Annotated in this window: 16 protein-coding genes; 9 read left to right on the plus strand and 7 right to left on the minus strand. The window is 42.2% G+C overall.

Annotated features, from left to right (window positions below; all coding sequences use genetic code 11):
• Positions 1–189: 189 nt before the first annotated feature.
• The 6 genes from H6G41_RS27085 to H6G41_RS27110 all read left to right on the plus strand — a co-directional run bounded on the left by H6G41_RS27085 (position 190) and on the right by H6G41_RS27110 (position 12,516).
• Complete coding sequence (locus tag H6G41_RS27085; protein ID WP_190750421.1) at positions 190–2,061, plus strand: response regulator; 1,872 nt, start codon at positions 190–192, stop codon at positions 2,059–2,061.
• Positions 2,058–6,242 (plus strand): PAS domain S-box protein, encoded by a 4,185-nt coding sequence (locus H6G41_RS27090; protein ID WP_190750423.1) that lies wholly within the window; start codon positions 2,058–2,060, stop codon positions 6,240–6,242. The genes H6G41_RS27085 and H6G41_RS27090 overlap by 4 nt, the downstream gene beginning before the upstream one ends.
• Before the next feature lie 98 nt (positions 6,243–6,340).
• Entirely contained in the window at positions 6,341–6,721 is a 381-nt protein-coding gene (locus H6G41_RS27095; RefSeq protein ID WP_190750425.1) for a response regulator, read from the plus strand.
• Between the two features lie 99 nt (positions 6,722–6,820).
• Complete coding sequence (locus H6G41_RS27100; protein WP_190750427.1) at positions 6,821–7,237, plus strand: response regulator; 417 nt, start codon at positions 6,821–6,823, stop codon at positions 7,235–7,237.
• Positions 7,238–7,608: 371 nt separating this feature from the next.
• Positions 7,609–10,629 carry a response regulator gene (locus H6G41_RS27105; protein ID WP_190750429.1) on the plus strand — a complete coding sequence of 1,007 codons (3,021 nt, stop codon included), beginning with the start codon at positions 7,609–7,611 and terminating at the stop codon, positions 10,627–10,629.
• 48 nt (positions 10,630–10,677) lie between these two features.
• Positions 10,678–12,516, plus strand: a complete 1,839-nt coding sequence (locus tag H6G41_RS27110) for a response regulator (protein WP_190750431.1) — start codon at positions 10,678–10,680, stop codon at positions 12,514–12,516.
• 57 nt (positions 12,517–12,573) lie between these two features.
• On the opposite strand, the gene H6G41_RS27115 is transcribed toward H6G41_RS27110, so the two are convergent.
• Positions 12,574–12,858 carry a hypothetical protein gene (locus H6G41_RS27115; RefSeq protein WP_190750433.1) on the minus strand — a complete coding sequence of 95 codons (285 nt, stop codon included), beginning with the start codon at positions 12,856–12,858 and terminating at the stop codon, positions 12,574–12,576.
• 155 nt (positions 12,859–13,013) lie between these two features.
• Between H6G41_RS27115 and fahA the strand changes: the two genes are divergently transcribed.
• On the plus strand, positions 13,014–14,327 hold the full coding sequence (gene fahA, locus H6G41_RS27120) for a fumarylacetoacetase (RefSeq protein WP_190750435.1): 1,314 nt from the start codon (positions 13,014–13,016) through the stop codon (positions 14,325–14,327).
• Positions 14,328–14,475: 148 nt separating this feature from the next.
• On the opposite strand, the gene H6G41_RS27125 is transcribed toward fahA, so the two are convergent.
• The 4 genes from H6G41_RS27125 to H6G41_RS27140 form a co-directional block, all read right to left on the minus strand.
• Entirely contained in the window at positions 14,476–14,952 is a 477-nt protein-coding gene (locus H6G41_RS27125; protein WP_190750437.1) for a hypothetical protein, read from the minus strand.
• Between the two features lie 388 nt (positions 14,953–15,340).
• On the minus strand, positions 15,341–17,722 hold the full coding sequence (locus tag H6G41_RS27130; protein WP_190750439.1) for a phosphoketolase: 2,382 nt from the start codon (positions 17,720–17,722) through the stop codon (positions 15,341–15,343).
• Between the two features lie 745 nt (positions 17,723–18,467).
• Positions 18,468–19,094: a ribosome maturation factor RimM gene (gene rimM, locus H6G41_RS27135; protein ID WP_190750441.1), complete on the minus strand. Its 627-nt coding sequence runs from the start codon at positions 19,092–19,094 to the stop codon at positions 18,468–18,470.
• A 101-nt stretch (positions 19,095–19,195) separates the two neighbouring features.
• Positions 19,196–20,479, minus strand: a complete 1,284-nt coding sequence (locus tag H6G41_RS27140; RefSeq protein ID WP_190750443.1) for a valine--pyruvate transaminase — start codon at positions 20,477–20,479, stop codon at positions 19,196–19,198.
• A gap of 255 nt (positions 20,480–20,734) precedes the next feature.
• Here H6G41_RS27140 and H6G41_RS27145 point away from each other — a divergent pair, with 255 nt between their 5' ends.
• Positions 20,735–21,844 carry an S-(hydroxymethyl)glutathione dehydrogenase/class III alcohol dehydrogenase gene (locus tag H6G41_RS27145; protein WP_190750445.1) on the plus strand — a complete coding sequence of 370 codons (1,110 nt, stop codon included), beginning with the start codon at positions 20,735–20,737 and terminating at the stop codon, positions 21,842–21,844.
• A gap of 140 nt (positions 21,845–21,984) precedes the next feature.
• On the opposite strand, the gene H6G41_RS27150 is transcribed toward H6G41_RS27145, so the two are convergent.
• Both H6G41_RS27150 and H6G41_RS27155 read right to left on the minus strand, forming a co-directional pair.
• Positions 21,985–22,347, minus strand: a complete 363-nt coding sequence (locus tag H6G41_RS27150) for a DUF4864 domain-containing protein (protein ID WP_190750447.1) — start codon at positions 22,345–22,347, stop codon at positions 21,985–21,987.
• 20 nt (positions 22,348–22,367) lie between these two features.
• A complete protein-coding gene (locus H6G41_RS27155) occupies positions 22,368–23,432 on the minus strand; it encodes an SGNH/GDSL hydrolase family protein (RefSeq protein WP_190750449.1) in 1,065 nt (354 codons plus the stop codon).
• Between the two features lie 906 nt (positions 23,433–24,338).
• Here H6G41_RS27155 and H6G41_RS27160 point away from each other — a divergent pair.
• Positions 24,339–24,551 (plus strand): hypothetical protein, encoded by a 213-nt coding sequence (locus tag H6G41_RS27160; RefSeq protein WP_096642333.1) that lies wholly within the window; start codon positions 24,339–24,341, stop codon positions 24,549–24,551.
• The last annotated feature ends 188 nt before the right edge of the window (positions 24,552–24,739 follow it).

Here is a 24,739-nt window from a genome sequence, read left to right on the forward strand (position 1 = left end):
CGCTCGGCTTATGGATTTAGAAACTTTGAAAACTTCCGAATTAGATGCTTGTTAAACTGGCATTTTGATTGTTAGTTTAGCATAACAAGTACTAAAGAACCGTAATTTTCAGGATGAAATAATGTCAAAAGTGATTTAACAATAGATGATACTTAAACTGTCGCCAGCATCTTATCTTGGATGCCAATCATGAAAATCTTATTGATAGAGGATGATTCATTACTCAGCATGGCATTGGCAGAGTTGCTGACAGCAAACGATTACAGTATCGACTTAGCCAATAATGGCAAAACCGGATTAGAGTTAGCAAAATCTAGGGAATATGACTTAATTTTACTTGATTGGTTAATTCCTAAACTGGATGGAATTAGCCTATGTCGCCAATTGCGATCGCAAGGTTACCAGCAACCGATTCTCTTACTCAGTGCGAAGAATTGCAATGCAGATATTGTTGCCGGTTTAGATGCTGGTGCTGATGATTATGTGATTAAGCCTTATGAACCAGAAGCCTTATTAGCGAGAATTCGGTCTTTGTTGCGTCGGAGTGGGACAATTAGCTCATCCCGGTTAACTTGGGAAAATCTCTGTTTAGATCAAACAGCAGGCAAAGTTACTTACGATGAAAAGTTAATTGCCCTGACGGTGACAGAATACAATCTCCTAGAATTATTTTTACAACACCCTAATCGCATTTTTAGCCGACAGGTGATTCTCGATCGCCTCTGGGGATTTGATGATGCACCTGTGGAACATGCAGTTACAACTCATATTAAAGATTTACGTAAGAAGCTGAAAGCCGCAGGTTTAAAGGAAGATATTCTGGAAACAGTTTATGGTATTGGTTATCGCTTAAAACCTGCACCTAATCGAGCTGTTGCTGTGAATACCCCAAGTTTGGATGAGCCAGAGAGCATAAAACCAGCTAGCAGTGCCAATATCACCGCAGTTAATCGAGTTTTAGAGCGATTTCGCGACTCTTTTAGCGAACAGGTGGGGATATTAGTGCAAGCCCAAACGGCGCTTTTGGCAGGAAATTTACCTGAGAATTTACACCAAATTGCCAAGCAGGAAGCCCATAAGCTAGCAGGCGCAATGGGTACTTTTGGCTATCCGCAAGGTTCCCAATTAGCCAGGAGTATAGAGCATTTATTAATACACAATCGCCCTTTTAAAGGTGAGGAGATTACAGAGTTTTCTCAGTTGGTAGAGGCATTGCAACAGGAGTTAACAAAGTCGCCTGGAACCCAAACTTTACCAGCCATCACAGCGCAACCGATTTACTGCGTGTTGGCAATTGATGATGATACGCTGTTGACTGAGCGTTTACAGAGTGAAGCTGGTAATTGGGGAATGCGCTTAGAAATTGCTGCTGATTTGGCAACAGCTCGCGATCGCCTGGATTTAGCAAAGCCGGACACAGTTTTACTAGATCTGAGCTTTCCCGACAAAGCCGAAGATGGATTGACGCTGTTGCGAGAATTGGCAGTGCGATCGCCCAATCTCCCCATAATTGTCTTTACTGGCCGTGATAGCCTAGCCGATCGCTTGGCTGTTTCCCGTTTAGGAGCCAGACAATTTCTGCAAAAACCCGCCACAACCGAGCAAATATTTCAAGCGATCGCCCGCGTTCTTCCCCAAAGCCACAGTTTTGAAGCCAAAGTTTTAATTGTTGATGACGATCCGGCAATCCTCGCCAGCTTATCAGCATTGCTCACACCTTGGGGGTTAGAGGTGGTAACTTTGAGCGAACCGCAGAAATTTTGGGAGGTGCTAATTACAACCTTTCCTGACTTGGTGGTGTTAGATTTAGAAATGCCAATAGTTAGTGGTTTAGAGTTGTGCCAAGTAGTGCGGCAAGATGCCCATTGGGGAGATATACCGATTTTAGTAGTAACAGGGCATACCGATGCTGAGTCTCTTCAGCAAGCCTTTGCCGCCGGAGCCGACGATTTTATCAGTAAGCCAGTGCTAGGGCCGGAACTGGTAACCAGGGTAATCAGCCGGATTCAGCGAGTGCGAAAGCATTGGCAACTAGGTAGAGCCAGGGAGGAGCGAGCATGATCGGACATTATCGGCGATTGTTACCTTACACAGTGGCGATTGCAGCAACTGCGATCGCCCTGATGTTGACACTCTGGTTTGAACCGCTGCTGTTTAGAACAGTTAATGCTTTTTTCTACATAGCGATCATTTTTACTAGCTGGTATGGTGGTTATCGCCCAGGAATGGTGGCAATTGTGCTGTCAACAATGGCAATTGAATCCTTTTTGCTGGCGAATATCCATCAACTGAAAATTTATCACCCAGAAAGCCTACTGCGGTTGTCTGTTTTTTTACTAGTTAGCTTGTCGATTAATCTTGTGACCGGCAGCCTGCATGAAAGCAAAAAGAAAATTCAACAACTCAGCCAAAAATTAGCTCAGGAAAATGCCGAACAACTGCACATGGCTCTATCTGCTGCCCACATGGGCATGTGGGATTGGAATTTATTAACCAACGAGGTGAAATGGTCGCCAGAATGTCACCAGTTATTTGGCTTGGCTATTGGTAGCTTTGATAATAGATACGAAACATTTTTAACTTGCTTGCATCCTAGCGATCGTCCCATATTCGAGCAAGTCATCCAACAGGCGCTACAAACTCGCAGTACCTTCCACCATGAGTATCGCGTGATTTGGCCAGATGGTAGCATTCACTGGCTGGAAGTCAGAGCACAGGCATTTTATAACGCCGCAGATCTGCCAGTGCGGATGACGGGAACTGTCATGTCAATTGATCAGCGTAAGCAAGCTGAACAAACTTTAGCCAGAGAGTTACTGCGGATTCAAATACTCTTCCAGACTTCCTTTGATGGTATCGCGATCTTAGATCGGCTAGGAAATGTCATTGATGCCAATCCGCGATTTGCGCAGATGCTGGGTTACACCAAAGAAGAAATTCTTCAGATGAGCGTTTATCACTGGGAAGCTCAACTTACCCCAGAAGAACTTCAGCAACTATTACATGACTCGATTAGCTGGAAAACCGGAGTATTTGAAACGCGCCACCGCCGTCAAGATGGCTCAACTTATGATGTAGAGATTAGCACTAGTACTGTGGAATGGGAAGGGGAATTGCTGCGATTTTGTGTATGTCGCGATATTAGCGATCGCAAACTAGCCCAAGCAGCTTTGCAAGAAAGCGAACGCCGATATCGTGCTTTAGTTAATGCTTCCGCTCAAATTGTCTGGCGCACCGACGATCGAGGAATGACAATTAGCACCACAGAGATGTGGGAAGAACTCTCAGGACAATCCCCCAGCGAATCTTCAGGATTGGGTTGGCTGGAATTTATTCACCCGGAAGATCGCGACCACGCTTTCCAATCTTGGCAAGAATCTGTGACCAAAGGTACCTTGTACGCCACAGAGTACCGGCTCCAAATGAAAGATGGCAATTACCGTGATTTTGCGGTGCGCGGCGTGCCAATTTACAATCTTGCAGGCCAAGTCAGCGAGTGGATTGGTACCTGCACAGATATTACAGAACGCAAACAAGCAGAAGCCGCTCTCCAAGAACAACAAATTCAACTTCAGCGCCAACTGGCAGAAATCGAAACTATCTACCAATCAGCCCCCATCGGGTTGAGTGTTTTTGATACCGACCTCCGCTTTGTGCGCATTAACCAGCGTCTAGCAGAAATGAATGGGTTACCTGTGGAAGCCCATCTAGGAAGCACAGTCAGTGAGTTGTTACCCAATCTAGGGGATACAGCCGATCGCCTGCTGCGTTCCATTTTAGAAACAGGTCAACCAGTGCTAAATGTGGAAATCACTGGCGAAACTCCCGCTCAACCAGGCATACAGCGCAATTGGTTAGAAAGCTTTTGGCCGTTAAAAGATGGCGATCGCATCATTGGTATCAGTACAGTTTGTGAAGAAATTACCGCACGCAAACAAGCCCAAGCCAAACTGCAACAAGCCAAGCAAGAGTTAGAAATCCGCGTTCAAGAGCGCACCGCCGAACTTATAGAAGTAAACCAACGCCTGCTAGAAACAGTTATAGAGCAGCAAAAAAACCAACTCCAGCTATTAGAACAGGCGCAACTCCTGGATTTGGCACACGATACCATTATTACCCGCGACTTCAACGGAGAGATTTTCTTCTGGAATGAAGGAGCCGAGTCTATGTATGGCTGGAAGAAAGCCGAGGCCTTGGGGCAGAATTTACACAATCTTTTGCAAACTCAATTTTCCCAACCCCAAAGCGAAATTGAAGCAGAACTTTTAGCAACAGGTTATTGGCAAGGAGAACTGACCCATTTCAGTCGCGATGCTCGACCGATTACTGTGGCCAGTCGTTGGGTTTTACAAACAGATAATGCTGGTAACCCAATCAAAATTTTAGAAATCAATAATGATATTACTGCGCGCAAACAAGCACAATTAGCCCTCGCAGAAAGTGAGGAACGCCGCCGATTAGCTGTAGATTTGACCCATATTGGCTGCTGGGATTGGAATTTAATCACTGGGGAGATCATCTGGAACGATAATCTCTTTACCTTACTGGGTTTAACTCCCTTTGCAATGAAGCCAAGTTTTGATATCTGGCGCGAGCGGTTGCATCCAGAAGATTTAGGTTGGGTAGAAACACAGTTTCTTGCATGTATTGAAAACCACACAGATTATGCAGCCGAGTATCGCGTAGTTCACCCAGATGGTTCGGTATATTGGTTGATGGGAAGGGCGATGGCAATTTACGATGAGTCTGGAAAAGCTGTGCGATCGCTGGGCGTACTTTTAGATATTAGCGATCGCAAACGAGCTGAAGCAGTGCTTCATCAATATGAACGTATAGTCTCCCACACCACAGATGGTACTGCCCTGGTTAACCGCAACTATACTTATAGAATTGTTAACCAAGCTTACAAGGAATGGTGGAACAAGTCTGATAGCGAAATTGTTGGCTATCCGATGGGCGATGTTCTTGGTGAAGATTTGTTTACACAAGTAGTCAAGCCGCGCTTAGATAAATGTTTGGCTGGAGAAACGATTCAAAGCGACCATTGGTGCGAACGTCCCGGCTTTACACGGCGGTATATCAGCGTTACCTATACACCTTACCGCGAAGCAGATGGTACCATTTCCGGCGCGCTGATTATCCTGCATAATCTGACTAAGCTCAAACAAGCCGAAGAAGCTTTACGGGAAAGCGAAGAAAAGTTTCGTCAACTGGCTGAACACATCCAAGCGGTATTTTGGATGACGGATATTAAAAGTCAGCAAGTTATTTACGTCAGCAAAGCCTTTGAAACTATCTGGCAAAAAAGTTGTCAAAGCGTTTATGAAAATTTTTCCGAGTGGTTAAACACTATCCATCCAGAGGATCGCCAGCGGGTGAATATTTCACTCAGCGAACAACTGCAAACAGGGCGCTCTGATATCAAATATCGGATTATCCGCCCCGATGGTTCTATTCGTTGGATTCGCGATCGCGCTTTCCCGATCAAAGATGACTTGGCGGAAATTGTGCGGATTGCGGGGATTGCAGAAGACATTACGGAACTGCAAAAAGTTGAACAAATCAAGAGTGAGTTTATTGGGATTGTCAGTCATGAACTGCGCACACCTTTAACTGCAATTCGTGCATCACTGGGTTTATTAAATAGTGGTATTTACGACAACAGACCAGACAAGTTTAGGCGCATGATTGAAATTGCAGCCATTGATAGCGATCGCCTAGTGCGCCTAGTCAACGATATTCTCGATTTGGAACGCTTAGAATCAGGTCGATGTGTTTTAGACAAAACCACCTGTGGAGCCGCTGAGTTAATTGAACAAGCAGTACAGGGCGTTAAAGCGATCGCTCAACAACAAAATATCACTTTTAATATTTATCCCACCGATGCTCAAGTTTGGGCAGCAGCTGATGCAATCATTCAAACACTCAACAATTTATTAAGTAATGCCCTAAAATTTTCACCAGCCAATTCCACTATCACTATCAGCGTCCACCAGCAAGTAGAGCATGTACTATTCCAAATTAGCGATCGCGGTAGGGGAATCCCCGCAGATAAGTTAGAAGCAATTTTTGGCAGATTTCAACAAGTAGATGCTTCAGATTCTCGCGATAAAGGTGGTACTGGTTTAGGATTAGCAATTTGTCGTAGTATTATTGATCAACATAATGGGCAAATCTGGGCAGAAAGTACCCCAGGTGAAGGAAGTACATTTTTCTTTACGCTACCATTACCAGGGAAGTAAAAGATAATTAACTGTTGACTGTTGATTGTTGACCATTGACTGTTGATTGTTGACAACTGACAACCGACAACCGACAACTGACAACTGACAACTGACTAATGACTACTAAAAAATTGTTAATTGTGGATGACGAAGAACGTATCCGGGAACTGGTACAAGCTTGTCTGGAAGAATTGGGAGGATGGGCGACGCTCACCGCTGCATCAGGAAAAGAAGGGTTACAAATAGCACAAAGCCAAAGTGTTGATGCCATTTTGCTTGATGTGTCTATGCCTGATATGGACGGTTTTACAGTCTACGAACAACTTCAAGCAGACTCCGTAACAGAATCTATACCTGTGATATTTCTGACAGCAAAAGTTCAGCCGAGCGATCGCGCCCGCTTTGCCCAAATGAAAATTGCTGGTGTGATTACCAAACCCTTTGAACCTCTGAAAATTTCTCAAAATGTCGCTGAAATTCTGGGGTGGGTGGACTAAAAAAAGTTTAAAAAAAAATTTAGTTCTTTATTAGTTCTTTATTATTGTATTTTACCTTTCTAATTACAGACAAATGTTTCTCACACCCAGGAAAGGTATATGCAGACTTTAGAGAAGACGACTCTAGCCACCAAAACCATATTATTGCTTGACGATGAAACTAATATTCGGGAGTTGTTAGAACTGTGTCTCACAGATTTAGGTGGTTGGCATGTATTAACTGCTGAGTCTCCATTTACCGGTTTAAAAATAGCAGAAATCAATTCTCCAGATGCAATTTTACTAGATTTATCTATGCGTGGCAGTTTTATGCTGCTAAAACAACTCAGAAAAAATGTGAAAACTCAAGAAATTCCTGTTATTCTATTGAGTACTACAGCCCGGTGGTTAGATCCGCAATTTATGCAAGAGTATAAAGTTGCAGGTATCATTCTCAAACCTTTTAATCCCGTTTCGCTGACGGTGGAAATTTCCGCAATACTCAAATGGAATTCTCCACCATGCTGTAATTTGTAATTTCAATTCATATTTTTTCCCTCTCTTTAGGAACTGCATTTTAAATTTTATATCCATTCAAAAAATATTTGTAACCTTAACTCTATATATAGGGACGCAAAGCTTTGCGCCCCTAATTTTTTATTTGGGTTAACTTTGAGAATTTTAGACCAAATTCGGTTCAGATAAACCGCCCTTCGATTGACGGAAACTGCCAAGATGAGGAGGAAGCAGAGAGAAGAAAGCAATGCTTAACTAAACTGTGTTTGCAGACAAGCTACAGACTTTGATTGAGGATACAAAATTCACAAAATTAATATAACTTTATGGAAAATTTGATTGAAGAATAGAAAATTATAGATTGAAGTATCCGATAAAAATTAAGTTTGGCAATGCAACCATTAGATACAGCCAATGTTCAGGCATTTGTGGCTTCAGAATCGATCCACATTCCTGGTTTAATTCAACCACATGGACTATTGCTGACATTGGGCGAGCCAAAACTAGAAATTCTGCAAATTAGTGAGAATGTTAAGCATATTTTGGGTATTAATGGCGAAAAATTGTTAGGAAAACCGCTCAATTATCTATGCTCAAAAACTAAATTTAAAGAAATCTGTCAATATCTGCAACAAGATAACTTAGAAGTCTTTTCCCCCTTAGAATTAAGAATTCGCAGTTTCCTACCATCTTCAGCAAAACATAAGACACAGTGGCAGAATTTTCGAGCTATTTTGCACCGCAGTGATGGATTGTTAGTGATGGAGCTAGAACCTAGTAAAGTCACTAAAAGTAAAGAGTTTCTCAAGTTTTATCATCTTTTAAAAGAAGCGATCGCCAAAATTCGCCAACCGGAAAGCTTCAATGATTTACTCACAACTTTGGTGCAGCAAGTAAGACAAATTACCGGGTTCGATCGTGTCATGGTTTATCAGTTTGCTAAGGACAATAGCGGTGTTGTAGTTGCCGAAGACAAAGCCACACATTTAGAAACTTATCTCAACTTACATTACCCAGCTTCTGACATTCCCGAACAATCCCGCAAAATCTTTTCTGAAAATTGGCTGCGGTTAATTCCCGATGTCAACTATCAACCGGTGCGGCTAATTCCTCATAATCACCCCATTAGTAACACTCCGCTTAATCTCATTAGTGCCCACTTACGGAGTGTATCACCTTGCCATCAGAAATATCTGCAAAATATGGGTGTGACAGCTTCAATGACGATTTCTTTGATTAACGAGAAACGACTTTGGGGACTGATAGCTTGTCATCATTACAATCCCAAATATTTAGATTATGAAACGCGCAAAGCTTGCGAATTTCTCGGACAGTTTGCCTCGGTAGAATTATTGTATCAGCAAGAACAAGAAATCAATCGTTACCGCTTCCAAGTGAAATCGATTCAAGAAAAATTGCGACAAGCTTTTACTCAAGAAACGAGTTTGATTGAATCAGTGCTGCGACGTAAGCAAGCTGATTTATTGAATTTGGTTCACGCTCAGGGAGCCGCCTTAATTTTAGATAATGAAGTTTCCCTGTTGGGTGAGACACCATCTGCTGATGAAGTGCAAGCATTGATGGCTTGGCTATTAGAAAAAGAGCGTCAACCAATGTTTGTTACTGATTCCCTCTGGCAACTTTACCCCCAGGCGCAGCAATTTAAAGCTGTTGCTAGTGGTATTTTAGCGATTTCGATTGTGCTACGGCAAAAATCTTATCATATTGTCTGGTTTAGACCGGAGCAAATTCAAACAGTAAACTGGGCAGGCGATCCTCATAAAGCAGTATCTATTTCAACAATCGCTGGAGAAATGCGCCTGTCACCCCGAAAATCCTTTGAACTTTGGAAACAAACTGTTGAAGCAAAATCCCTACCTTGGCAAGCAGTAGAGATTGAGGCGGCTTGGGAAATGCGCAACACTTTGATGTTGGGAGTATTGGAGTTTTCGCAACTAGCCCTAGAACAAGCCGCTGAACAAGCTGCGATCGCTAACTTAGCAAAAAGTCAGTTTCTCGCCAAGATGAGCCATGAATTGCGTACCCCACTCAACGCCATTTTGGGCTTTACCCAATTAATGTCTCGTGATAGTGCTACTCCCGGCGAATTTCGGGAAAACTTAAGTATCATCAGCCGTAGTGGAGAACATCTCCTGACAATGATCAATGATGTTTTGGAAATGTCGAGAATTGAAGCAGGACAGTTACTTCTGACTGAAAGCTGTTTCGATTTACATCGACTGTTTAAGTCGATCAACGATATGTTTGCTCTCAAAGCATCGGAAAAAGGTTTGCACCTAAGTAGTGAGTGGGATGCTACTGTTCCCCATTATGTATGTGGTGACGAAGCAAAACTGCGGCAAATCACAATTAACTTGCTAGGGAACGCAATTAAATTTACTAGCGCAGGAAGAATTCAGGTGAGAGTCAGGGCTGTTGTATTAGGCGATACCCACATTTTGCCTACCAATGCTACCAATTCTCAACCGACAATCTTACTGCATCTAGAAATCACAGATACCGGATGTGGTATTGCCCCCTCAGACTTGGAATCTATTTTTACCGCCTTCATCCAAACCGAACAAGGTCGTCATGCTCAAGGTACGGGTTTAGGTTTATCTATCAGCCGTCAGTTTGCGCGGTTGATGGGTGGTGATATTACAGTCCAAAGTACTGTAAACCAAGGCTCAACGTTTATCTGTCAGGTATACCTATCTTTAGCCACTTCGGTAGATTTGGTTGCTTCCCCAGCTACCCGCAATATTGTGGGATTGGAACCAGGACAACCCATGTACCGGATTCTTGTGGCTGAAGATGTTCCCGAAAACCGCCAATTACTGGTCAAATTACTGCAATCTGTGGGGTTTGAGGTTTGTGCTGTGGAAAATGGTGCCGAGGCGATCGCCCAATGGCAGGAATGGCAACCCCATCTCATTTGGATGGACATGCAAATGCCCGTGATCAATGGTTACTTAGCAACTCAGAAAATCCGCGCAAAAGATAACGAAAAAAAGGTCGTGATTATTGCGCTGACAGCTTCTGCTTTTGAAGAAGATCGCCTTGCTAGTCTTAAGGCTGGTTGCAATGACTACTTAGCTAAACCTTTTACGGAAACAGCACTGTTTGAGAAAATGGCACTTCACTTGGGGGTACGCTATTTCTACAGCCCAGAAGCTATATCAGATGTTAATCGCCCAACTTCCCAACCCCAAGCCCTCACGCCCCAAGACTTACAAGTTATGCCAATCAATTGGATTAGCCAGATGCATGAAGCAGCTTTAGATTTGAATGATGCCAAACTCTACGAACTAATTACCCAAATTCCTAGTCAATCACAACCTTTGGCTGATTCACTAAAATATTTAGTCGATAATTTTCAATTAGAAGCGATCGCTAACCTTACGGAATTTTAGATTTTGGATTTCCGATTAATTACTAACTTAATTTTAATTAAAATACCTATGTCTAATTTACTCAAACCAGCATCGCAAACAAATATTTTACTTGTAGATGACACCCCTGATAATTTGCGGTTGCTATCTAAAATGTTGGAATTGCAGGGTTATATTGTGCGCAAATCTTTGAATGGGAGAATGGCATTACAAGCTGCTCAACGAGATCCGCCAGATTTAATTTTGCTGGACATTAATATGCCAGAAATGAATGGCTACGAAGTTTGTCAGAAATTAAGAACTTTAGAAGGAACGCCGAAAATTCCGATTATTTTTATTAGCGCTCTCGATCAATTAAATGATAAAATCCGTGCCTTTGAATTGGGTGGACAGGACTATATTACTAAACCATTCCAAGAGTTAGAAGTACTAGCAAGAATTAGAAATCAACTGTTTATTCAACAACATCGTCAGCGATTGGAGCAGGAAATTCAGGAACGTCAACGTGCTGAAGCCCTACTCCAACTATTAAATATTGATTTAGAACAACAAGTACAACTGCGGACTTCGCAATTACAACAATCTTTAAACTTTGAAGCCACACTCAAACGGATTTCTGATAAAGTTCGGGACTCCCTCGATCAACATCAAATTTTGCAAAGTGCTGTAGAAGAATTAGCGATCGCTTTGCAGGTAAAATGCTGCGATGCTGTACTTTATGAGCGCGACCGCCAAGCTGCAAACATCCGCTATCAATATGTGATGTCAGGGCAAAATCTGACTCAAGAGCAAATGCTATATATGGTAGATGCACCAGAAATTTACCAGCAATTGCAACGACACAAATCCTATTGCGCGTTCTGTCAAATTCAATCTCCCGAAATTTCCAACCAATCGGCTATTTTAGCCTGTAGTATTTTTGATGATCGGGTAGAAGCAACTGGAATTTTGGGCGATTTATGGCTATTTAAAGATATCGATGCTAGTTTCACGGAAATAGAAGTTAAATTAGTGCAACAGGTAGCAAATCAATGCGCGATCGCCTTGCGCCAAGCCCGGCTCTATGAAGCCGCCCAAAGCCAGATTGGAGAACTTCAGCGCATCAGCCAACTCAAAGACGATTTTCTCCACACTGTTACCCATGAATTGCGATCGCCCATCGCTAACATGAAAATGATCGTTCAGTTGTTGAGTAGCTTAATTGAACCAGAAGATCAACTGAGTTTGCAGATGTCTTCATCATCTGATCAAAATGGTCAAATTTTTCAGTATCTTGCTGTTTTGCAGGAAAATTGCGATCGCGAACTTCAGTTACTCGAAGACATTTTAAGCTTGCAACATTTAGAAGCTGGAACCTACCCCCAACAACTGACAAACATTAATCTTCATTACTTAATTTTGCACATCGTTGAACCATTTGAAAGGTTAATTCCCAATCAGCAGCAAATCTTTGAAGTCAATCTTGCACCGGAGTTACCAACCGTTAAAATTGATTCATTTAGCCTCAGCCGCATTATTACAGAACTACTCAACAATGCTTGGAAATATACGCCCCCTGAGGAGACAATTTCCCTCAATGTCAGCATTGTTGAAGACAAAATAGCTAAGCCACAGCCAATTTCCTATCCCAGAAAACGCCACTCATCCTGTTTACAAATAACCGTCAGCAACACAGGAGTAGAAATTTCTCCCGCAGAACTCCCCCGGATTTTTGATAAATTTTATCGCGTTCCCAATCAAGATCCTTGGAAACATAGCGGTACTGGCTTAGGGCTAGCATTGGTAAAAAAACTGGTTGAGTACATGAATGGAATCATCTTGGCAGAAAGTGGAAATAATCAGACTCAGTTCATTCTGCGATTTCCTTTTGTGCCGATCATCACAGATGATTTTACCAATGAGTTTTGATTTGGGCATGGGGCATGGGGCATTGGGCATGGAGCATTGGGTATTTCCCTTGTCTCCCTAAACCCCAGTCTGTAGAGGAATTAGACTTACCTGTTTGCTTGTACTATCCCAAACGATCCAGCTACAAGAATTGTCTACATCATCGGCGTTATTTGTCACCTTAAAGTACAACTTGTTGCCATTTTTTGGTTCAATGGCAAAATCGGCATTTTGGGCATAAACAACTTTAAAACCTTTATCTCGGAGACAATACATCGCCCAAGCTTTCAACGATTGCTTATAGGGTTCGTGGGGAATGGGTGGTTTTGTAATTGCGTCTTCAATGACTTTAAATATCTGCATTGATACCATTTGCGTGATAAAGGTGATACTGAAGATTGGGGGCAGCCGTCAATGAGCGATCGCTCCCAATAAACTAAGTGTGCCATACTCTCTACTCTTCAAGACTGGGGATTATTCACTACAAAAGTTTAATTCTTAACTCGGAGCAACGCGAAGTGACTTATACCATTAACGCCACCCATAATCCCAATTTACGCAGTTGGGTTGAATTAGCAAATCAACCAAATACCGATTTTCCGATCCAAAACTTGCCTTTTGGCGTATTTCGCCGCCAAGATAGCCTAGAAACTCCCCGCATCGGGGTAGCAATTGGCGACAAAATTTTAGATTTAGCTAGATGTTACCAACTGAGCTTATTATCAGAACTCCCCGAACAGGTGCAAATCGCCTGTACAGCACCTAATTTAAATCTATTAATGGGAATGGAAATTACCCCTAGATTAGCTTTGCGTCATCGCCTCAGTCAGTTGTTGCAAGCTGATACACAACCCCATCCCCCAGCCGAAATTCTGATATCAATGTCTAATGCTGAACTTTTACTACCTGCATCTATTGGAGATTATACTGATTTTTACGCTTCCATATTTCACGCCAGCAACGTCGGTAAGCTTTTCCGTCCCGATAATCCTTTACTGCCCAATTACAAATACGTACCTATCGCCTATCATGGACGTGCTTCCTCAATTGTGCCAAGCGATACTGCAATTAAGCGTCCTAGCGGGCAAATCAAACCCCCAGCAGATTCAGTTCCTAAATTTGCACCTTCGCAAATGTTGGACTATGAATTAGAAGTTGGTTTTTTTGTCGGCTTGGGTAATCAACCAGGAGAACCTATACATATAGATCAAGCAGAAGCACATATATTTGGACTGTGCTTAGTTAATGATTGGTCAGCGAGGGATATCCAAGCTTGGGAATACCAACCCCTAGGGCCATTTTTAGCCAAGAGTTTTGCTACCACAATTTCCCCTTGGGTAGTTACATTAGAAGCTTTAACACCGTTTCGCTGTCCGGCTTTTAGTCGTCCTGAAGGCGATCCTCAGCCGCTAACTTATCTGTCTTCGCCAAGCGATCGCAGTTTAGGCGGTATCAACATTACACTAGAAGTCTGGATAAGTTCAGCACAGATGCAACAACAGGGTATACAGCCTTGGCTTTTGAGTCGCGGTTCTTTCCAGCAAATGTATTGGACATTAGCGCAAATGCTTACCCATCACGCTAGTAATGGTTGTAACCTGCGTCCAGGAGATTTACTGGCTAGTGGTACAGTTTCCGGTGCGGAAGTTGGTTCCCAAGGTTGCTTATTAGAAATTACGCAGCGCGGTTCTCAGCCAATTACACTACCTACAGGCGAAATTCGCAAATTCTTAGCTGACGGTGATGAAGTTATTTTGCGCGGATATTGTGAAAGCGCAGGGTACAACCGCATTGGATTTGGCGAATGTCGCGGTAGAATTTTAAACTGCTGACAATGTTTGGATCGCAGACAAAAGAGAATACGGTTAAGTTCAGAAAACACTTCTGTGGAGGAAACAAAACAAGGCGAAATTCTAGCCGAGGCTGGCTCTAAACCAAACTTCAGAAGTACTAACAGCTCTCAGCTAGGTTTTAAACAAACTATTTTTTATACTGGACATAACTTTTATTTGGTAGATCGCAAGCGGCTTCAACGTAGTCATCTGTGACATAGCACCGAATACGCGAATCAGAAGAACGCAATGTATCTTGAATGTTGACATTCTTATCGTTGAGCACAATCCGATTAATATAATAGGATCGCGTTCTTTGACCTTTCCATACTACGCCATCTTGGTATTTTCCCGGAGGACTGTTAAAGTCCGTGTAAAAAGTAATGCTTCCTGCTGGAAAGTCAAAGGAAAACTGCCTGCCATTCTTACGATCGGCTATACTTCTAAACGCATTACATTTTGCCAGGATTTGGCGTTCCCGGTTGACGAAAATAGCATGGTAACAGTCTGATAAGCCATTAGTTGTGCTATTTATTTGGCTGGCTAGGAGTTTAGAGTTAGTTTCTGTGGCGTTTACAGGGGATGGTAGTGCGATCACTGTAGAAATCACAGTAGCAATAATCATTTAATCGCAAAAGTTCTCTAAGTATATACGCAGGCACAGTAAGAATTTATCACAGCGTCACTCTGTCCTAGCAGTCTCAAAAAGCTATTCATCAACTCTTCATATTCAGAAGGTAGAGGAAATCCCCATGATTCAAGTTAGGGGATTTAACTTTGTTAAGTAGTGAGGCAAATGTGCCGCAAAAACTATTTAAATTGGTATCACATACCCCCAAAATAACGCCCGCAGCCTGGAAGCCTGGTTCTAACAGTAAAAAGCCCACTTGAGTGGGCTTTGTTTGATTAGCCGCACCATTCTATGGTGACGGCGGGATTAGGGGATGAACCAAGGTTCTTATCCTGGATTCGCCAAGCAGCATCCTATTCATAAACAGGATGCTGTTTAACAATTAATAAGGCCACTTCCAATCACGGATTTCTGGCATATCTTCGCCATGACGCTCAATGTATTGCTTATGCTCAATTAGCTTATCTTGCAACATTTGCTTGACGTAGGCGGCTTTTGCACCAAGTTTTGGTACGCGATCGATTACGTCCATGACTAAATGGAAGCGATCGAGATCGTTAAGAACAACCATATCAAAGGGAGTGGTGGTAGTACCTTCTTCTTTGAAACCGCGTACATGCAAGTTGTGGTGGTTGGTATGGCGATAGGTTAGGCGGTGAATCAGCCAAGGATAACCATGAAAAGCAAAGATTATCGGTTTATCGGTGGTAAAAATTGTGTCGAAGTCTTTGCTGCTTAAACCGTGGGGATGTTCGCCTTTGGGTTGCAGTGTCATCAAATCTACCACGTTGACTACCCGCACTTTTAACTCTGGGAAGTGCTGACGCAAGATATCCACAGCCGCTAAGGTTTCTAAGGTGGGAATATCACCAGCACAAGCCATGACTACATCTGGTTCGCTACCTTTATCATTACTTGCCCATTCCCAAATACCCAAGCCCTTAGTACAGTGCTTAATAGCAGAGTCCATGTCTAAGTACTGTAAAGCTGGCTGTTTACCGGCAACGATGACGTTGACATAATGCTTACTTCGGAGACAGTGGTCTGTCACCGACAGTAAAGTATTAGCATCGGGGGGTAAATAGATGCGGACAACTTCTGATTTTTTGTTGGCTACCAGATCAATAAAACCAGGGTCTTGGTGAGAAAAACCGTTGTGGTCTTGTCGCCACACATGGGAAGTCAGTAGGTAGTTAAGGGATGCAATTGGTCTGCGCCAAGGTATATCAAGGGTAATTTTTAACCATTTGGCGTGCTGGTTGAACATCGAATCTATGATGTGGATAAACGCCTCATAGCAAGAGAAGAACCCGTGACGACCTGTGAGCAAGTAACCTTCTAACCAACCTTGACAGCAAGTTTCACTGAGCATTTCCATCACTCGCCCATCGGGTGATAGATGTTCGTCTTCGGGAAGAATTTTAGCAGTCCAAGTGCGGTCTGTAACGTCAAATACCGCATCTAAACGGTTGGATTGGGTTTCATCGGGGCCAAAAATGCGGAAATTGCGGCTTTCTTCGTTAAATCGCATGATGTCCCGCAGAAATTTGCCTGTGACTTTAGTAGCTTCGGCTTCAACTGTTCCTGGGTGGGGAACATCTACGGCATAGTTTTGGAAACCAGGCATTTTCAGGTCGCGCAATACGATACCGCCATTGGTATGGGGATTATCGCCCATGCGCCGATGTCCTTGGGGAGCCAGTTCTGCTAATTCGGGAATTAGCTTACCGCTATCATCAAAAAGTTCTTCTGGTTTATAACTTTTTAACCAATCTTCTAATAACTTCAGGTGTCCTGGCTTTTTCGCGATTTCGCCAAAAGGAACTTGGTGCGATCGCCAAAAATCTTCTGTCTTTTTCCCATCTACTTCTTTGGGGCCTGTCCAGCCTTTGGGAGTCCGCAGAATAATCATCGGCCATTGTGGGCGTTCGGTAAAACCATGTACCCTGGCTTCCCTTTGAATACTTTGAATTTCTCCAATGATAGTATCTAAAGTTGCCGCCATTTGCTGATGCACATCTGCGGGGTCAGAACCTTCGACAAAGTAAGGTTTATAACCATAGCCGATAAATAAGCTTTCTAACTCTTCATGGCTTAACCGCGATAATACAGTTGGGTTAGCAATTTTATACCCGTTGAGGTGTAAAATCGGCAATACCGCACCATCATGGACAGGATTAAGAAACTTGTTAGAGTGCCAGCTAGTAGCTAAAGCACCTGTTTCTGCTTCACCATCACCGACAACAGCCGCCACAATGAGATCGGGATTGTCAAAAGCCGCACCGTAGGCGTGGACAAGTGCATAACCAAGTTCGCCACCTTCATGAATTGAACCAGGGGTTTCTGGCGCTACATGGCTGGGAATTCCACCAGGGAAGGAAAATTGTTTAAAAAGTCGTTGCATCCCCTCAACATCTTGGGAAATGTTCGGGTAGTATTTGCTGTAAGTTCCTTCTAGGTAAGTATTGGCGACGATTCCCGGCCCACCATGACCAGGCCCGGCAATATAGATGGTATTTAGGTCATACTTTTTAATTACCCGATTTAAATGCACGTAGATAAAATTCAAACCGGGTGTTGTTCCCCAGTGACCTAAAAGTCTGGGTTTGACATGTTCTAGCTTGAGTGGTTCTCGTAGCAGCGGATTGTCAAGGAGATAGATTTGTCCTACAGAAAGATAATTAGCTGCACGCCAGTAGGCGTTTATCTTCCGCAATTCTTCATCCTTTAAAGGCTTTGGTTGAGTTGGACTTGCTAAAGTCATATCAAACTCCATTACATGAGGATGGTGACGAATTCATTCAATCAGTATGCAAGTTTACTTATCTAGCGCTTGAGTGTCATCTTACTCATGACAAATTTTTCCAGTATTTTGCTGGAAGGTAGCAATTAATTGCTTTGCCAGACAGTTATTCGCCCAAATCTAAAATAAATATAAAAAAACACCAATGACGAATTCTCTGCCAGAGTAACAAATTTATCAGGCTATCTATCTTATTTTTAAGATTGTTTTTACGATTAAATTCCTGATTTATGTAAATTATTACAATCAGATAAATTGGTATTTTAGAAAACATATCTGAGAGTTATGACTGATTTATTGCGAATAAATAGCTAAATATTAACGGGGATCAAAAATTTATTTGTTTTGGCTTCTCTACGCCAAGAATTTTGATGTGACAAATCACAAAACGTCACATCAAAGCTAGTTTCAGGAATTTTAAAATTCTACTTTTAGCAGGGGAGAATCAAGTTGTCTTACATTTAAATTAGCGCAAGAAAGTCGGCAATATGACTTGCATCCCAGAGCTTGATTTACTTTAGCTAGGCTCAATAAATTTAATGGCAAATTTTGCGTAAATTTTCCACCTATCGGGTGAAGACAAATGTTGCTTGGATTGTAGCACTAGTATTCAAGGAGGCAGAGGGGCAGGGAGCAGGGGGGAAGAAATAACTTTGGAATATTGACTCTTGCCCAATGCCCAATGCCCAATGCCCCATGCCCAAAATTAAATTTCTAATAATCCAGGTGGGGGTGTAATTTCAATGCGACCGGCTGGGATATCAACAACAGGTGCGATCGCTTCTACAAAGGGAACTAAAATTTTCTTCTGGTTCTTATTCTGTGCAAATCCTGGATCTAACTCTACTTCCAATAGATCGTTGCCTGCGGGAATAATATCTACCACCTTACCCACCAATTCCCCCGATGCTTGCAAAAAGACTGCTAAGCCAAGCAAATCGGGGACATAAAATTCATTTTCTGCCAATTGGGGGCGATCGCTTATTGGTACCATTAACTGACAATCGCGCAATTCTTCAGCTTGGCTGCGATTGTTCACTCCAGCTAATTTAATCACGTATAAATTCTTCCCTTCAATGTAACGCCCTTCCAGCAATTCCACAGGCTGCGGTTCTTTAGCTCCTGGACGCAACAACCAGCGTTTTCCTGCTACCTCAAACCGTTCCGGAAAGTCAGTATTCGGATACACCCGCATCTCTCCAGCCAATCCTTGAGGTGCAACAATCTTACCAATATCTAGCCAATCATCTAACTTTAGGCTTTCCCTTGGCGATATTGGATTAATCTCTTTTTTCCTTTCCTTGTTCGCGTTCTTCGTGTCTTCGCGGTTCATTCCCATTATTTAATTGAAATTTTAGATGGTGCGTTAGCCTACGGCATAACACACCCTACCACTTTCTCTAGCGCCGAGCGAAGTCGAGGCGCTGTCTTCTCTTAAGCGCTCACAGTTGCACTTTGATATATTTGTTCTACCGCCTTCGCCAACCGACGCATCCCGGTTACCAATTCCTCATCGCTACCGGTGAGGCTGATACGGACGCATTGTTGTTTGTGCGGCCATTCTTCTTTTAAACCAGGAAAGAAGGTACTACCAGGCACCACAATTACACCTACTTTCTTTAACTCTTGGTACAATTCCCAATCACTAATTGGTAAATCCTGTAACCACAACCAAGCAAAGATTGCGCCTTCACCGCGATGCAGGAACCAAGGTAAGTCCTTGGGCATGGAGGCTTCTAAGGTATTTTCTAATACGCTGAATTTGTTTTGATAGAAGGGACGAATCACTTGTTCGGCAATTTCTGCTAACGCGCCAGAATTAATCGCCCGTGCGGCGATCGCTTGTCCATAACGCGATGAATGCAAGCTAGCATTAGTTTGGAATGACTCCAAAACTTGAATCGTCTTTTCATTACCGATCGCAATCCCGATTCTTTCCCCTGGTAACCCAGCTTTCGACAAACTGGTGCAATGCAGGATATTTTCTGCAAATATCAACGACATATCCGTGAAGTTCAGCGCGGGGAAAGGCGGCGCATAAGCGGAGTCAATTAAGACTGGTACATCGTAAGGTGCAGCTAAAGCCGCAATTTTTCTCACTTCTTCATCGGTAAGCACGTTACCTGTAGGATTACAGGGACGAGAAAAAATCACACAACCTGTGCTTTCAGAAATTGACAGTTGGCTGAAGTCAGGACGATATTTAAACCTGTGGGCAGGTGCATCAATATCTAAAGCTGGCTTATAAGCTACTAAAGCTTCCGGTGCTAGACAAAGTCCACCATAACCAGTGTAATCAGGACTTAAAGGTAAAACTATTTGCTTGAGTTCCCCTGTAGTCGTGTAACCACCGAAAGCATTAGCGGCGTAAAAATAGAGAGTTTGACTACCGGGAGTAATTAAAATATTGCGAGCAGTTAAATCTAAACCGTAGCGACGATTAAAATCATTAGCGATCGCTTCTATTAATGGTGCGTAACCTTGACTAGAACCGTAACGACAAACTACCTCGCCATATTCTGAGCTAGCCAGCAAATCTGCTGTACAATCGCGCCATAACCGTTCTACTGCGGGCAAAATTAGCGGATTACCCGCGCTCAAATTAATCAATTCCTGCCCTGCGCCAGATTGCAGCGTTTCGATAATATCCTTCATAATCGCTCGCACGCCGGTCAGGTTGGACATTTGAGCGCCAATTTTCGTAAGGGCAGGATTCATAGGCTGTGACTAATAATTTATTGAGGAATTTACTAAATTCTTATGAGGGAATTTCTGCTAGCAAAAGTTTACATCATTGCCAATACAGCGATTTCCATCTTTTATTAATCTAACTAGAGAATGACATTTTAACAAAGTTACGATATTTTATTTTGCTTCAGTTGTCCGCCTTTCCATTTCCTAGCTCTACGACGCCAACTTCTGTAAACTCATAAAAGCCCATTAACGCAACTTGTATATTAGGAGGGCTAAGGCGTGGAAGTTAAAGCCGCAGTCGCTTACGGCGCAGGTAAGCCATTAACTATAGAAACCGTTCAATTATCAGGGCCGCAAGCTGGGGAAGTTTTGGTAGAAATTAAAGCGAGTGGTGTTTGCCATACCGATGCTTTTACCCTTTCCGGTGAAGATCCTGAAGGTTTATTTCCTGCCATCTTAGGACATGAGGGCGCTGGTGTGGTGGTGGAAGTGGGTGCTGGCGTAAAGAGTGTAAAACCAGGCGATCGCGTTATTCCCCTTTACACCCCAGAATGTCGTCAGTGTGAATATTGTCTCAGCCTCAAAACTAATCTTTGCCAAGCTATTCGCCCTACTCAAGGACGCGGTGTCATGCCTGATGGTACCAGTCGCTTTAGCATTGGTGGCAAAATGATACATCATTATATGGGCACATCTACCTTCGCCAACTATACAGTTTTACCCGAAATTGCCGTTGCCAAAATTCGCGAAGATGCGCCATTTGATAAGGTTTGTTACATCGGCTGCGGCGTGACAACAGGTATTGGTGCAGTTATTTATACAGCTAAAGTAGAACCAGGTGCAAAGGTAATAGTTTTTGGCTTAGGTGGGATAGGCTTAAATGTGATCCAAGGGGCGCGGTTAGTAGGAGCCGATATGATTGTTGGCGTAGATATTAATCCCAGTAAACGCGCCTTAGCCGAAAAATTTGGCATGACACACTTTGTTAACCCTCAAGAAGTTGAAGGCGATTTAGTTCCCTATTTAGTTGACTTAACCAAAGGCGGTGCTGATTACACTTTTGAATGTATAGGTAATGTGAAAGTGATGCGTCAAGCCTTAGAATGCTGTCATAAAGGTTGGGGTGTGAGTGTAATTATTGGTGTTGCTGGTGCGGGACAAGAAATTACTACTCGTCCCTTTCAATTAGTAACTGGCCGCGTATGGAAAGGTTCAGCTTTTGGTGGTGCTAGAGGACGTACAGATGTACCGAAAATTGTTGATTGGTATATGGATGGCAAGATAAATATTGATGATTTAATTACTCATGTCATGCCAATTGAGCAAATTAATCATGCCTTTGAATTGATGCACAAAGGTGAATCAATTAGAAGTGTAGTGACATTTTAAATTGGGGCATTGGGCATTGGGCATTGGGTATTGGGCATGAGAAATATAAATTTTCATAATTTTTTGTTGACGGTTGACGGTTGATTGTTGAAAACTAACCACTGACACCTGACACCTGACAACTGACAACTGACAACTAACTAATCAATTTCCGCTTCTACAGGAATCAAAACACACCCGTTAATCTTCCAAAGGGCATCACGCTGCTTGTCCATGATATACAATGCCCTGACAGGAATGCCATCGGGGCCAAGCAATAGTACTAGTTGAGTTATCTTTCCATGAATGGTTTTAATCTTCTCAAAGAAGACAGAACGAGGACGATACACCGCAGGATAGCCTAAGCGCACCATCTGTATAAAGTTTTCGGGGTTGCGGAATTGGATTTGAATTTCTGGGCTGGCAAGGGCAAAAGCACCTGCGCTATCATCCTTCTGAAAGGCTGCTAATTGCCGTTCAATTGTCTCGCGGATGGCGATGGCATCACTGGGAGAAATGTCCATAGATTTAAAATAGCGATCGCTCAATTATTGCGCTCTGTCGATTTTAATTCTATGTTTTCTATTTGCGCTCGCCAAACATCATACCCATCTAACGATAAATGCAATCCATCTGTGGTTAAATCCTGGCGCAATTTGCCTTCTAAGTCTGTAAACCACTTGTACATATTTTCATATGTAACTTTCTCTTGTTTGGCAATTACTTCTAGTTGATTGTTCAGATTACGAATTCTTTGATTAGAAATAGTGGGTAAGCGGGTTGGTAAGATTGACTGCACAATTATCTGCGCATTGGGGTGAGTCTTCCGTAAACTGCGCATAATTCGCCGATGATTGCGCAAAATTACTTCATCTTTTGTACCCTTTCTTAAATCGTTAATCCCAGCCATGATATAAATTACATCTGGTCGGGTTTCCGAAAATGCTGACAATCTTTTTAAAATACCAGTAGAAGTATCGCCTGATATACCTTGATTTAACCATAATTTGCCAGCAGGTAGTTTTTCTTGGGGAAACCACATGCTTAAAGAATCACCAACTAAAATACCGAGAGAATTTGTCCCTTTGCTGCGGGCGATCGCTTTGGCTTCTAAGATTAATAAACGTTTCCAATCTTCATAGGTTAATTGCCGTTTGTTTGCTGACTCTAATGGTTGCAAACTATCTATAAATAGACGTTTACTCTGTTGAACTGTCTTTAAAGCCTCTAATCTTTGATCGTAAAGCTGACTCCCTGATACCAACACCCGATTAGCTTCTGGGAAAGTATAATTTACTGATAATTCTGCTAGAGTGGCTAATTTTTGATTGCTGGCTGCTGGTAACGCCAAGCCAAACTGAGGGTTAATTTTTTCACCTGTTATTGGCTGAGAAATTTCTGATGCTTGCAAACCTTGGTGAGTAAATTCTGGTAAGAATAAATTCACGCTTGGAATGCTTTGATGATTGATTTTTGACTGGGAACCCTGTTGTAAACCCCAATTAAATCTAGAATGTTCTGGCAGAATAATCGACATCTGGGGAAGAGCCGATGCTGGTATTGCCAATACTGTTAACAAGCTTGCTGTCAACAGATAAGGGTCCCTCATCGCATTTTCTCTCCTATACTCATTGCTTTTACTTATGACAGTAGTAATTAACTAAATTCAGGAAACTTTATTTCGGTGTAACTTCTTATTTTGATTTACTCTGTCTCTATCTGTAAAGCGGATTCGCGGGGTTCACTTTGACATTTTACAATCTCTTTAAACCGAATTTTTACCGAGATCCTACATCTGCGATCTGTTTTTTGTACTTTAATTACAAATAGAATTTAACTTGCTCTCGTACTGCTTACACTGCAATCTCAGTACTTTCACGTTTATTTATCTCGCATAAGCAACGCTAATAGCCATTAATTAAGTGATTTATCCTACTTTTAATTTCAGTATTTACCCTAGTAACTTATAGTGAATGATTCTGTAACTTTCTCATCAAGGAGGCGCTTAAGTTGAATGTTGTTGAGAAGTAAATGACTAAATTCGTGCTTTAATCTCTCATTTAAAGGATTTAATCCCATTTTTGAGGTGCGAGGCTCGGAAAAAATTGATTTTAGTTTTTTCATATTCAATTGGCATCTTCAGGTATCATCATTAAAGCGTGGTATTAATTTAGATTTAAGATGGGAGAAGTAGGACAACACAAACTATACATGGAAAAAGACTGGCGATCGCTTGGCGATGATTTGCGCTACCTGGAGGGATGACATCTATAAATTAACGCAGACTTTTGAAGCCACAATTAAAAATTTAGGCAAAAATCAAAAGAAATAGGCGATTTGGGCGAATATTATAACTAGAGGAATAGGAAAATCAGCTATTTTTCTGTTAATTAGATTTTGTCAACCGTATTATTAATGCTGGGATGCAAAATATGCATTTGATGAATTCAAATAGATTGATATATTTATATAGAATAAACCGATAGGAAATGCTAAGATTTAGGCGAAGTCGTTAATATTTATCTGTTATTTCGTGGCTAGAGCTAGTACTGCGATCGGTGTCAGTCCGATTATTAAGGAGATTGTGCAAAAACAGGCACATTCAACTCGTTTGACTCTCAAAGAGGTTATACTGATGGGGATGTTAGCAATTGATAAACTCGACGATCAAAGTCGTCAAGAGCTAGCAGACGAAGTACATAAAATGCAGGTTAACGGTGAAATATAAACCTGTTTTTTGGGGTCAATAATTAAAAATCCAAAGTGAATATTTTAAATATTCAGAATTTTGCCAGTGATAATTTAGTCCCCAAATAATGTATTAGTACAAGAAATCATTGTTCAGTTTTTGCTGGTTTTTTAATCAAGAATTGTAAAATTTAAAGGATGAAAATGAAGTGATAATTTTATAAAATA

Origin of the sequence: Tolypothrix sp. FACHB-123 (assembly GCF_014697075.1) — a bacterium.
Taxonomy (GTDB): domain Bacteria; phylum Cyanobacteriota; class Cyanobacteriia; order Cyanobacteriales; family Nostocaceae; genus Aulosira.

Bases quoted from the DNA above. Each gene is read 5' to 3' on its own strand.
- H6G41_RS27155 (WP_190750449.1), bottom strand. From the start codon at position 23,432: ATGAGGGACCCTTATCTGTTGACAGCAAGCTTGTTAACAGTATTGGCA.
- H6G41_RS27095 (WP_190750425.1), top strand. From the start codon at position 6,341: ATGACTACTAAAAAATTGTTAATTGTGGATGACGAAGAACGTATCCGG.
- H6G41_RS27100 (WP_190750427.1), top strand. From the start codon at position 6,821: ATGCAGACTTTAGAGAAGACGACTCTAGCCACCAAAACCATATTATTG.
- H6G41_RS27110 (WP_190750431.1), top strand. From the start codon at position 10,678: ATGTCTAATTTACTCAAACCAGCATCGCAAACAAATATTTTACTTGTA.
- H6G41_RS27085 (WP_190750421.1), top strand. From the start codon at position 190: ATGAAAATCTTATTGATAGAGGATGATTCATTACTCAGCATGGCATTG.
- rimM (WP_190750441.1), bottom strand. From the start codon at position 19,094: ATGAACCGCGAAGACACGAAGAACGCGAACAAGGAAAGGAAAAAAGAG.
- H6G41_RS27130 (WP_190750439.1), bottom strand. From the start codon at position 17,722: ATGACTTTAGCAAGTCCAACTCAACCAAAGCCTTTAAAGGATGAAGAA.
- H6G41_RS27115 (WP_190750433.1), bottom strand. From the start codon at position 12,858: ATGCAGATATTTAAAGTCATTGAAGACGCAATTACAAAACCACCCATT.
- H6G41_RS27125 (WP_190750437.1), bottom strand. From the start codon at position 14,952: ATGATTATTGCTACTGTGATTTCTACAGTGATCGCACTACCATCCCCT.
- H6G41_RS27150 (WP_190750447.1), bottom strand. From the start codon at position 22,347: ATGGACATTTCTCCCAGTGATGCCATCGCCATCCGCGAGACAATTGAA.
- H6G41_RS27105 (WP_190750429.1), top strand. From the start codon at position 7,609: ATGCAACCATTAGATACAGCCAATGTTCAGGCATTTGTGGCTTCAGAA.
- H6G41_RS27090 (WP_190750423.1), top strand. From the start codon at position 2,058: ATGATCGGACATTATCGGCGATTGTTACCTTACACAGTGGCGATTGCA.
- H6G41_RS27140 (WP_190750443.1), bottom strand. From the start codon at position 20,479: ATGAATCCTGCCCTTACGAAAATTGGCGCTCAAATGTCCAACCTGACC.